At 36.1% G+C, this 10,642-nt stretch carries 12 protein-coding genes and 1 pseudogene; 5 read left to right on the forward strand and 8 right to left on the reverse strand.

Annotated features, from left to right (window positions below; genetic code table 11):
- Window positions 1-44: 44 nt before the first annotated feature.
- The 4 genes and pseudogenes from A3G9_RS0109015 to A3G9_RS0109030 all read right to left on the reverse strand — a co-directional run bounded on the left by A3G9_RS0109015 (window position 45) and on the right by A3G9_RS0109030 (window position 3,380).
- Window positions 45-368: a PTS sugar transporter subunit IIA gene (locus tag A3G9_RS0109015; RefSeq protein ID WP_002821183.1), complete on the reverse strand. Its 324-nt coding sequence runs from the start codon at window positions 366-368 to the stop codon at window positions 45-47.
- 1 nt (window position 369) lies between these two features.
- Window positions 370-678, reverse strand: coding sequence for a PTS sugar transporter subunit IIB (locus A3G9_RS0109020; RefSeq protein ID WP_002820084.1), 309 nt, complete (start codon window positions 676-678; stop codon window positions 370-372).
- 32 nt (window positions 679-710) lie between these two features.
- A pseudogene (locus A3G9_RS01000000109715) lies at window positions 711-2,038 on the reverse strand (PTS sugar transporter subunit IIC).
- Window positions 2,039-2,057: 19 nt separating this feature from the next.
- Window positions 2,058-3,380, reverse strand: a complete 1,323-nt coding sequence (locus A3G9_RS0109030) for a glycoside hydrolase family 1 protein (RefSeq protein ID WP_002821457.1) — start codon at window positions 3,378-3,380, stop codon at window positions 2,058-2,060.
- 242 nt (window positions 3,381-3,622) lie between these two features.
- Here A3G9_RS0109030 and A3G9_RS0109035 point away from each other — a divergent pair, with 242 nt between their 5' ends.
- On the forward strand, window positions 3,623-4,348 hold the full coding sequence (locus tag A3G9_RS0109035; RefSeq protein ID WP_002819073.1) for a GntR family transcriptional regulator: 726 nt from the start codon (window positions 3,623-3,625) through the stop codon (window positions 4,346-4,348).
- A gap of 412 nt (window positions 4,349-4,760) precedes the next feature.
- Here A3G9_RS0109035 and A3G9_RS0109045 read toward each other — a convergent pair whose 3' ends face one another.
- Both A3G9_RS0109045 and A3G9_RS0109050 read right to left on the reverse strand, forming a co-directional pair.
- On the reverse strand, window positions 4,761-5,924 hold the full coding sequence (locus tag A3G9_RS0109045; protein ID WP_002821456.1) for a tyrosine-type recombinase/integrase: 1,164 nt from the start codon (window positions 5,922-5,924) through the stop codon (window positions 4,761-4,763).
- Window positions 5,925-5,997: 73 nt separating this feature from the next.
- A complete protein-coding gene (locus tag A3G9_RS0109050) occupies window positions 5,998-7,068 on the reverse strand; it encodes a helix-turn-helix domain-containing protein (protein ID WP_002821455.1) in 1,071 nt (356 codons plus the stop codon).
- A gap of 476 nt (window positions 7,069-7,544) precedes the next feature.
- Here A3G9_RS0109050 and A3G9_RS0109055 point away from each other — a divergent pair, with 476 nt between their 5' ends.
- From A3G9_RS0109055 to A3G9_RS0109070, 4 genes are read left to right on the forward strand one after another with little or no spacing between them, the layout of a single operon-like run.
- Complete coding sequence (locus tag A3G9_RS0109055; protein ID WP_236608167.1) at window positions 7,545-7,736, forward strand: hypothetical protein; 192 nt, start codon at window positions 7,545-7,547, stop codon at window positions 7,734-7,736.
- Window positions 7,733-7,900 carry a hypothetical protein gene (locus A3G9_RS1000000110280; RefSeq protein ID WP_002821453.1) on the forward strand — a complete coding sequence of 56 codons (168 nt, stop codon included), beginning with the start codon at window positions 7,733-7,735 and terminating at the stop codon, window positions 7,898-7,900. Before A3G9_RS0109055 ends, A3G9_RS1000000110280 begins: the two co-directional genes overlap by 4 nt.
- Window positions 7,900-8,808, forward strand: coding sequence for a primase C-terminal domain-containing protein (locus A3G9_RS0109065; RefSeq protein ID WP_002821452.1), 909 nt, complete (start codon window positions 7,900-7,902; stop codon window positions 8,806-8,808). The genes A3G9_RS1000000110280 and A3G9_RS0109065 overlap by 1 nt, the downstream gene beginning before the upstream one ends.
- Window positions 8,801-9,364, forward strand: a complete 564-nt coding sequence (locus A3G9_RS0109070; RefSeq protein ID WP_002821451.1) for a hypothetical protein — start codon at window positions 8,801-8,803, stop codon at window positions 9,362-9,364. The genes A3G9_RS0109065 and A3G9_RS0109070 overlap by 8 nt, the downstream gene beginning before the upstream one ends.
- Before the next feature lie 252 nt (window positions 9,365-9,616).
- Here the strand turns inward: A3G9_RS0109070 and A3G9_RS0109075 are convergent, their stop codons facing one another.
- Window positions 9,617-10,318, reverse strand: a complete 702-nt coding sequence (locus A3G9_RS0109075) for a hypothetical protein (RefSeq protein ID WP_002821450.1) — start codon at window positions 10,316-10,318, stop codon at window positions 9,617-9,619.
- A gap of 54 nt (window positions 10,319-10,372) precedes the next feature.
- Window positions 10,373-10,642: integrase core domain-containing protein (locus A3G9_RS1000000110060; RefSeq protein ID WP_154079601.1), on the reverse strand; the 270-nt coding region annotated here is incomplete at its 5' end.

Genomic DNA, 10,642 nt, shown 5'->3' on the forward strand with positions numbered 1-10,642 from the left:
TTTTTATCAATTCATTTTATTTCAATCTGTATATCTGCTCGTTATCATTTATCCTCGATCCTTTTATACAGCTCAACTATCTCACCGGCCAGATCACGAAAGGTAATCGCGGTCATGACATGGTCCTGGGCATGGACCATTAACAGACTCATTTGGGCGTGTTCTCCGTTTGCTTCTTTAGTCAACATATCAGTCTGGGCGTTATGGGCCTGGGCTAGAAAACGATCGGCTTCTGTTAGTTTTAGTTCGGCTTCTTTGAAGTCTTTTTCTTTTGCGGCCTTAATGGCTAAGAAGGATGCTCCTTTGGCATTGCCGCCGGCGATGATCAGGCTCATGATGACCTTTTGGTTTTCAATCTCTTCACTCATCTTAGCCGATCTCTTTTAAAGCCTGGTTTAAAACTTTTTCTCCGTTCATCAGCCCATAGTCCTGCATGTTAATTACTTCAACTGGGATTTTGACCTTTTCTTTAAACTGGGAGAGCATATAGCTGACCTGGGGTCCGAGCATTAAAATATCCGGCTGTTCGCTTTCTAGTTTGTTATCGGCATCGGAAGCAGCCGTGGCAAAGATATCAACATCTTCTCCCTGCTCTTTAGCCGCCTTTTGCATCTTGCTTACCAGTAGGCTGGTCGACATCCCGGCCGCACAAACCAACATTACTTTTTTCTCTGCCATTATTGTTCCTTTCACTATTAATCTAAATAATGTTATTTTTGATTCTCTAAGCTGGCTTCTCTAGCCATTACACGCTCACTAATCTTCATAAAAGGCAAATAGAATAAAACACCAATTATAATAATCAGAAGCTGGACAATAACAGCCCGCCAATCACCCGCTGTAGCTAAATAAGCACTCAAGAGTGGTGGTGTGGTCCATGGAATAAATACAACGACTCGACTCATCCAACCAATGCTCGTAAAGAAATAGGCAATCAAAATGCCAATGACCGGTTGTAAAACGAAGGGAATCATCATTGGAATGTTGAAAACAATCGGATATCCAAAAATAACGGGTTCATCAATATTGAATAAACCAGGCGCACCGGACAAACTCGCAACATTTTTACTAGCCCTTTGCTTAGAAAAAATAAAGATTGCAATCAACAAACAAATAGTAGATCCTGTACCACCGATCATGCCAAAGGTACCCTAAATGTATTCGTTAAAATATATGGAATTGCCTTGTGTGCCGCATAAGCAGCCATGTTTTTATTCATGTTAATTAATAGAACAGGATCCAACAAAGTACCATTAATAACGGTCTGATGAATTCCCAAAGTGAATAGAAAATTACCACAACTATAAATGAATAACATTCCCGGAAGGCTTGTATTAAATCTTCTTAATGGTTCTTGAATAAGATTGGTAATCAGTGCGATTAAATTAGTTTTTCCAATTACTAGAAGTAACGAAGAAAGGAGGTCCATAAAGCTCAAGGTGATGATAACCGGAATCATATCACTAAATGAAGCAGAGACTGAGGGAGGGACATTCCCACCAATTTTTATTTTTAGGTGCTTTATTTTAGAAAGGCGGATAAATACTTCTGTGGCCACTAATCCAATTATGATTCCAGCGAACATACCAGTTGTTCCTAAATTGGAAAAATCCAATGCACCTGAAATATTAACAGCCTTTTTTGCTCCAACAGGAACGAGATTAATAGTAAAAGGCATAACAATTATTAAACTCGAAAGTGCAATCACTGCGGCCAATAAAGGATTATTGAATCCTTTATTTTTCGCTAATGTATAACCAATAACTGGCGCCAAAACCAAGCCAGCAATGTTCAGTGTTCCGTTGGTAACCATGTTTCCCCAAAATTGTAAATTCGTTAAATGCTGACCAGCAGCGAAAAAGGGAAAAATGACATTGTTAATCAGAACTGCTAACCCTGCAAGAATAAAAAGAGGCATGATAGTCGCGAAAGCGTCACGAAGGGACCTTAAATGTACTTCATTCCCAACTCTTGCAGAAAAATCGGAGAATTTATCCAATATCTTTTTTCCTTTTGATTTATTTGCGGAATTATCCATTTTAATTCACCTCTTGCTTCTACAATTCTGTTCCATTAGACTTGATTACTTTCTGAAGCCAGTAATAACTTTTTTTTGGAACTCGTTTCAAATCAAGGATTTCGTGATTCGTACGATTAACATAAACAACACCATATCTTTTATCGACGTTCCCTTTAGAACTTGGGATATCAATAAGCCCCCAACCTAAATATCCGATTACATTAGCACCATCTCTAACGGCTTTCTTTAAAGCTCTGATATGCGATCGATGGTATTGAACTCTATAACTATCATCAATTTGGTTTTGACCATCCCAATTTTCTCTAACACCAATACCATTCTCGATTGGAAAAATTGGTAAATGCGTGCGATTATATAAATCGATTAAAATACCGTAAAAACCCTGAGGATCTATTTGCCATCCCCATTCATTAGAAAGTAGATATGGATTTTTTTTATATCCCATTTGGCCATAATAGTTAGGAATAGATCCAACTGGTATTTGACTACTATCTAAAGTGGAAGTCGTATAATAGCTAAAACTTATAAAATCACTTCTATTATTGCCAATTTCTAAAAGATCGGATGGTTTTAAAATATCTTCTAGATGATTTTCTTTCATAAAACCAATAACTTCCGTCGAATATTTTCCTTCAACGAAAACTCTCAGCAAATTATAATCAACAAACTCTTTATATTTCCTAGTCACTTCCACATCCGTGGGCAGTGGGCTATAAGGATACGCTTCCTGAAAAGCTTCCATACCACCAATTTTCAAGTCAGGTTTCGATTGGTGAATATAATTAGCTACCAAACAATGAGCAAGAATAGTATTGTGCTGAATTTGATACAATTCTCTCAACGTTTTCTTTCCAGTAAGGTAGCCGCTACTTTCGAAAGCAGAACTTAAACTAAAACAATTTTGCTCATTAAACGTTATCCAATATTTAACACGATCTCCGAATTTTTCAATCATTTTTTTTGCATATTCAAAAAAAGCACTAACAACTTTTTGATTTAAAAAACCGTTATATTTTTTTGCCAAAGCCAGCGGCATATCAAAATGGTATAGACAAATCATTGGTTCAATACCCGCTTTTAAAAGATTGTCAATTAAACGATTATAAAAATCTATACCTGTTTGGTTGAAATCCCCTTCACCTTCTGGTTGGACTCGACTCCAAGAAATCTGAAATCGATAAAAATTCATTCCCAAGTTTTGCATTATGTTAACATCTTCGGGATATCGATGATATTCATCAATTGCAACTTTCCAATCAGAATTATCAGGACCGCTTGGTTTAATATCGTAAACTGACATTCCCTTACCACCCTCGTTCCAGGCACCTTCAGTTTGCATGCTAGAAGTAGAATTGCCCCAAAAACCCCTTCTTTAATTCTCCCATGTGAAATGTACTCACTTTCCGTAATCAATAATGAAAGCGCTACCATTGATTACGATTAAATTATAAATGCTTTTTTGTAAAATGTAAACTCTTTTTTAAATTTGTAAACTCATATTTGTGATTACCCATTAATGTTTGGTTTTTAATGAATAATTTGTGATAATAAAACAGAATTAAATTGATTAAGAAGGCGAACTTGGCAAAATATATAGAAATAGCGAACACACTTCGTACAAGCATTAGCAATCACGAATACAAGAATAACGATCCGTTTCCTGATCAACAGGCTTTATCAAAAAAATTTTCAACAAGTAGGATGACTATCCAAAAAGCACTTAATATCCTAAAGACAGAAGGTCTGATATATAGTAAACAAGGTTCTGGAACTTTTGTATCAAGCAATGCAGATCTTATAGAGCAAACCGATTTGGAAATAAATCAATATATAGGTACAACTGATTTATTTGGAAAAACCCATAAAATTAATAGCAAAATCATTAAATTCACTATTCGTTATCCTGATAAATCCGAGCAAAATGCGCTAAGAATTTCGAAAAAAGATTTAATTTATGATATTACACGTCTACGTATTGTTGATGAAGAACCGTATGTACTTGAATACACAAAAATGCCAGTTAAAGTAATTCCTGGTATTTCGGATGATATCTTAAAAAAATCTATTTATCACTATATTAAGTCAGACTTAAATCTCAAAATCGGTTCTGCCTTTAGAAAAATTAGAGCAGATAAGCCTAATTTATTTGATAAAAAATTTCTTAATTGTAAAAATGAAGACCCGATTTTAGAGATAACACAAACAGCTTTCCTAAATAGTGATATACCATTCGAATTTTCTCGCGTAAGATATCGCTATGATAAGGGAAATATGGTAGTTTTTGTAAAATCTAGTTTCGAAAGATAGTTAATAATATTCCATTTCATTAAATTCTAAATTTGTCACTTTATACGTCCTACTAGATAGGGAAAATAACTTATCAAAAAAAGAGATTTAACATAATTAAAGACAAATTTTTTAGGAAATCTGGATTTAAAAGAAAAAACAGCTTTAATAAAATGCATCCAATATCGTAAAAAATACCAAAAATACGTTTCGTTGGAATAACAAATAATGAAAATCCAGATATTTTTGTAAGCTTCATTACATCACTAACTACTAAAAAATACCTTAAACGATCACATTGAAAAATCGTAATAAAATAAAAAAACACATTAACCTAAGGCTAATGTGCTTTGCCAAACGTAATATTTATGATGGAGATTGAGGGATTCGGACCCTAAATGCTGTAATGCTTGTGCGACAAGGCTTGAGCAATTTAATTGTTTCCTTGATTACTTATTTGATTACTTTGATTCAAAAAATTGGCGAATATCTTCGCCGTTGCTGTTTTCTGCTGCTTAGTTACTTCGGCATAAATCTGTAAGGTTGTATGCACATCGTTATGGCCTAGCTGATATTGTAGCTGTTTGATGTCCATCCCCGCTTGAACGGCTAAAGTGGCATAGGTATGGCGAAAGCCGTGAATCGTTATAGGGGATAAATTAGCTTGTTTGGCTATGGCTCGGCACCATTGTCTGGGTTTGCCTAAACTGACAAACGAGTTCACGGAGCTGTTAAACACAAACTCACAGGGGGATGAACCATATCCCAGTTGCTCGTATAACTCATGTTGTTGCAGTTTCCATTCAGCTAGAACAGATACCGTGCCTTCATCTAAAGTTAAGACACGATTACTGGCTTTGGTCTTGGGCTCATCAGAAACGATTTCGCCATCAGTGACAGTTACAACGGTCTTATTGATTAACAATGTTTTTTGACTCAAGTCAATATCAGACCAGTTCAAAGCCAGGGCTTCACCTTTTCTCATACCGGTAAAAGCTAATAGTCTGAAAAAAGCGTACCGTTCGTAATGGTTTTGATGATACAGCTGGTAAGCACTATTTAGAAACTCAATAAGTTGTTCTTTATCATAGAAGGCCACTGAGTCTCTGCCAGCTGCCTTTTTAGCTCTGGGCTTATCAACGTTGGCAAAAGGATTCTCAGTTATATAGCCATACTGGATGGCTTTACGAAATATTTGAGTTGTAATACCAACAGTCCACCCGTATCTAACGAACTCCGATGCCTGCTGCTGCACAAACTTTTGGGCTTGCAGTGGTGTCAGCTCATCTAAATATTTTCCCCTGAAGTAAGGTTGAATATGCAGCTCATAACGTTCTTTAATCTTTTTGAAAGTAGATGGTCTGACCTCTTTTTCTTTCATCGCTAACCATTGATTAGCTAATTCGGTGAATTTAATCCGCTTTGATTTCTGGCTTTCTAGCTGGCCATTAACCGCGGCGACTTTATAAGCACGATAGGCATTAACAGCCTCTTTATGGCTATTGAAACCTCTTTTTGTTGTTGGCTTACCATTTAAGGTAATCCTAAAATAATATGATTTAACGCCATTTTTAAGCGTTCTATTTTTGATTTTCATTGTTTTTATTTCAATGACAATCACGGATATGATCAATGACGAGAGTTTTAACGGCTTGTCTTTGCCAGTGGTTTTATAAATGGTCAATAGAAAACCGAATAAAATTCTGTAAACTGTCAGCTAAAAATTGCGTTTCCTCTACTAAATCTGGTCTACTGTCGATAGACATCTTTTGAGCTTGTTTCAAAAGCAATGAAACAGATTTGAGAAAGTCACCAAATTCTAGTATTTGGCCAGCTGCCTTATCTTCTGCTTTATCATCTTCTAAAATATTGAAATCTTGATCAAAGGAATTAAGAGCGTTTTCACCATAAAAATCGGCCAGCATCAAGGTGAAATCAGCTAATTTAAAAGCATAATTTTCAGGGTGCTTAATAAGATTCATTGTCTGGTGCCCAAAGGGCATAGTTAACTGTAAGATACCAGAAGTTAGCCCACTTGGTTTCTCGGCTGATTCCTGACCAAATTTTTCAATATCTCTTGCCAGATGACTGGCAATGCTATGAGCTCTTTCTTGCGAAAAATAAATGAAGCATCGTTCAAAGAAATTAAAATGCGAAATATCTAGTTTAAACTTTTGTGATTTTCCCCTATAAAAAGTTAAAGCCGGTTGATAACCATGGATAATTTTGGAGAATTTTTTGTTTGCATAACCGGCTCTTGCGATTAAAAAATCTTTATCATGATAGCTAAAATATTCAGAAAATTCACTAAAAAACCTAATATACTGACCGCTATAGTCATGATCGAGTATCTCATCTGGTACAACATCTTTGGCTTCATAATCCGCATCGGTTCCTAAGTTACTAACTAATTTAATGAGATGTATCGAACACATGAAAAAAAAATTAGAGAGAGACAAATAAGCCTGTTGCGTATTGCCTAATAAAAAACGAAGGTCATTCATTTGCATCAATTTCAGCAATTTAGACCGAGTATCAACATTCGGCATCGTTCGGCCTTGTTCCCAACTAGCAACAGTCGTCTTAGCTGGCTGACCAGGATCTGCATAACTGTATAGATTTAACTTGGCAGCCAATTCATCTTGTGTGATACCCTGTTTGTTTCGAAAATGAACAATACCTTGACCAATTCTTTTTTTGTCAAGAAAATCTTTAATTAGTACATTTTTTGAATAATCCATTTTATTATATTTACCGTACTAAACTTTCTGTGTACACTAAGCATTGTAAATCATTCGGGTAAACAAAACAAATGATTTAGAATTGCAGAGCACACAAATCAATTTGATTCAAAGAAATATCAGAGTCCAACAAAGATCTGATAGTGAAATTCAATTTAATAGACTTCTAGCATGAGATTTAAAAAAACGCTAAGTGGGTTGCTTGTACTCTTGCAATTGCATTACAGAAAGAAAGTGATTAGAAAAGTCGCGAACCAGCTCTACAATTGAACAACCATTTTCTTGAATTTCAAACTTAAGACCTCATTAAATTAAATACTAAGGAGAACACAATGGCAACATGGATATGATCATTGAAAGTCACCTTCAATACTTTGCAGAGGCGAAAACCTCAACAATAATTTCAGTAGGTTGATGGGTTGATTTAGAAATTGATTCAAGAAAATGCAAAAAATAAATTAATAAAGGGAGAAGAAATGTATCAAAAAACAAAATTTTATCCGGTGACCTTTAGGCGCCGGGACGTACTACAGTATTTTTCGATTAGTCCAAGGACATTCGATAAATTAACACAAAAAGCTCAGATCAAACCGATTATCTGGGGGAGTTTGAAGCTTTACAAAACAGCAGATATGCTGGCATTAATGGAAAGGAAGCAAATTAAATGACAAGAATTAAAACAGAAGTATTTGAAGATACAAAAAAATCCATTGATTACACAACTTTGCCGAGCGCAGTAGTCAATGAACTGAAAACTAATAATCACATGAGCATCAAAATCGATGTCTATGTATATGTTAACAGGCTTTTCCTGTTTGTGGAGGAAATCTGATGATTTATCTGCAAAAGGGATTAAAGAATAGTCACTTAACAAAGCAGTCAACAGAGTTTTCTGACTGGGACTGGTTTAAGAGCTACCAGCCCTTAGAACGAACTGGGATTGATTCAAGTGATCTGGCTCATAGCTATAAAGAAAACGAAGCTGCCTTTGTACTAGCTGGGAAAATGGCGACTCTTACTAGAAATGACACTAACCTGATCAAACGTTCAATCTTGTTTTTTGATATTGATGGTACAGATGGGGATGATTACCAGACGGCTGTGTCAAGTATCCAGTCAGCTTTAGCCAAAATAGTTTATCTGGTCTACCCGACTGTTTCTAATGGTTATAAAGGCACTCGCTTGCGCCTAGCTGTACCTATTGACTCGACTTTTGATGCAATGCAGCGGATCCAATTAGGTAATTATTTAAGGCAGTTATTACCCAATAATTGGCAAACAGACTTGACTAGCTATGGCTCTCATTGGTCACAATTAGCCGGACTGCCTGTTTTAAATGCTTATTCTATGGCGCATAACTGCAAGCTGGCCATGAATGATACAAAGTCTTTTTTGAGTCTGGCTCAAATCAAATCAAGTCAGGCTCCCATGATCAAGCCCCAGCCTCAAGAGCTAAAAGGGCTGGCTGAGTCAAAAGTTCGGAATAATCGCCAGCCTTGGCAAGATTCTGTTAATCAAGCGCTAACGAAATTAGTCACCCCACCTGGACATGGACGACATGATTTTTATAGTTCCTTGATTGGTTCCTTCTTGTTTATGCAGATAGATCAGCATGTTATAGAAACACTTTTATTATGGTCAAATGAACACTCGGATAACCCTTTACCAGAGTCTGAGCTATACCGCACGATTGACTCTGTGAGTAGAACGGCAGCCAGAAAAGAGCGCGTCAATGGCTAACAGCCGGAATTACACAAAGGGCTGGCTAGTGAATGACCGTTTTGCCGAACTCACACCTGAAGGTCAAGGCACGTTGCTAGTTGTGTTGGATAAAGCTGATGATATCGGTTTTATTCCAAATCCAAAAGCGACTTTGCGAGCACAAAACATTCCTAGTAAAACACTAGAGGAACTTGTAAAGAATAACTATTTGATCAAAGCACCTTCAGAGGACAACGATCTGTATCTTTTTAAAGAATGGTCAGAACATCAGCGTCTTCGGCACTTTCTTTTAAGTGGTATATCTAACCCCTTCTTGATTCCAAATCTATTTGTCGATGAAAAGGGTCAAACCGTTTTTAAAGATAATACAGATACCAACAATGTTGATTTTATTGATTCACATCGTTTATTAATTGAGAATGTTTATCAGAAATCAGCTAATTTTAAGCAAGATTTGCTGCCCTGGATTAAGATGAATAAAAATATTATTTCAGATGTTGTTATGGGAAGATTAACAAAACTAATTACCCTCCAAGCGCCTAATGCTATCGAAGACACGAAAACTGAAGTATAAAAAATGAAAAGCTCGCTTAATCGGGAGTATTTTATTATTTTAATTGCTGACGAATCCGCCAGCATTTTTAACAGCCTAAGGTAAGTCAAGCTAAGTCAAGGCAAGGTAAGTTTGGTTAACTCAAGGCATGCATTGGAGCATCAATTTTCAATCTTGTTTAAGAAATGCAAATAAATAAATGTTGAAAATGAATTCATATAGCGCCGGAAAAGTTGGTTACTAGTCAAGGGCTTTGGTATTACTTAATTATGTTTATTTTTTGACTCTTAATTTAGATTGGCCTACTACTTCGAGGTCCTTAATGACACTTTTCTTTTTCATCCAGGTCAACAAATTATTGTTGGAGTCTGTCTTGTTTAATTTAAGACTGGTGAATCCACGGGCATGCTCCATTACCTTTAACAGCTTATCAGAATCGTCATCGTGTAGCTGGTGAAGCTGTTCATAAATTTCGTCTCGTGTTAGTAGGGACAGATTCCTAGAGAGAATCAATTTATTGTGCTTATCTGGCGCTTGTAGCACGTTCAATAACAACGCTTTGCTTAAAGGAATGTTCTTGTCAGCAACTAATTGTTTGAAGTCTTTATCAATACGTGTGGAGCCTACTTGGACATCCTTATCAACTAATAGTTGGATCGTTGTAACCTTGATTGGCAAGCAGCCTAGTTCAAACAGAATCTTTATTTTTTCTGGTCTTATATTATTTATTAAAGCGTCACTAAGCCAACTAGCCGTATTGGTGGATGCTTTCATAAATATAGTGAATTGTGGTTCTAAAATATTCTCTGTAGCAACGAACTTTTGATAAAATTCGTTAGATAGCCCCTGAAGCTGAACACTTTCCCAATCATTTTTATTGATAAATTCAACAAGATTTTCATCAAAGACCTCACCTGATAAGTCGAAATAAGCTAAAAGATTCTCTGTTGTTTTGTGGATTTTATTCTTCTGCAATGCAAGTTTCTTGAGATCGTTATGCTCCTACGTCAAGTTTTGGTACTAAAAAAATTAGCCGTTTATCCTAATTCTTTCGGTGTTATACCAGTTAATGTAATTTTCAACTCTGAGGACTAAGTCNTCAAAACTAGTAAAACGTGTTTGAAAAATAAATTCTCGTTTAAGTAGCGAATGGAAAGCTTCGAGCGGACCGTTATCATATGGATAACCTTGTTTGGAATATGAATGCCTAATCAGGTGCCGCTTTAACAGGCCTTCATAAGCAATACTGGTGTATTGTGAACCCATATCAGAGTGCAAAAAGGTTGGCTTAGAAGCCCT

Source organism: Oenococcus oeni DSM 20252 = AWRIB129 (genome assembly GCF_000372485.1).
Classification (GTDB): Bacteria; Bacillota; Bacilli; order Lactobacillales; family Lactobacillaceae; genus Oenococcus; species Oenococcus oeni.

Coding starts and splice junctions, on each gene's coding strand:
- A3G9_RS0109015 (WP_002821183.1), bottom strand. CDS start 368: ATGAGTGAAGAGATTGAAAACCAAAAGGTCATCATGAGCCTGATCATC.
- A3G9_RS0109020 (WP_002820084.1), bottom strand. CDS start 678: ATGGCAGAGAAAAAAGTAATGTTGGTTTGTGCGGCCGGGATGTCGACC.
- A3G9_RS0109030 (WP_002821457.1), bottom strand. CDS start 3,380: ATGCAAACTGAAGGTGCCTGGAACGAGGGTGGTAAGGGAATGTCAGTT.
- A3G9_RS0109045 (WP_002821456.1), bottom strand. CDS start 5,924: ATGAAAATCAAAAATAGAACGCTTAAAAATGGCGTTAAATCATATTAT.
- A3G9_RS0109050 (WP_002821455.1), bottom strand. CDS start 7,068: ATGGATTATTCAAAAAATGTACTAATTAAAGATTTTCTTGACAAAAAA.
- A3G9_RS0109055 (WP_236608167.1), top strand. CDS start 7,545: ATGTATCAAAAAACAAAATTTTATCCGGTGACCTTTAGGCGCCGGGAC.
- A3G9_RS1000000110280 (WP_002821453.1), top strand. CDS start 7,733: ATGACAAGAATTAAAACAGAAGTATTTGAAGATACAAAAAAATCCATT.
- A3G9_RS0109065 (WP_002821452.1), top strand. CDS start 7,900: ATGATTTATCTGCAAAAGGGATTAAAGAATAGTCACTTAACAAAGCAG.
- A3G9_RS0109070 (WP_002821451.1), top strand. CDS start 8,801: ATGGCTAACAGCCGGAATTACACAAAGGGCTGGCTAGTGAATGACCGT.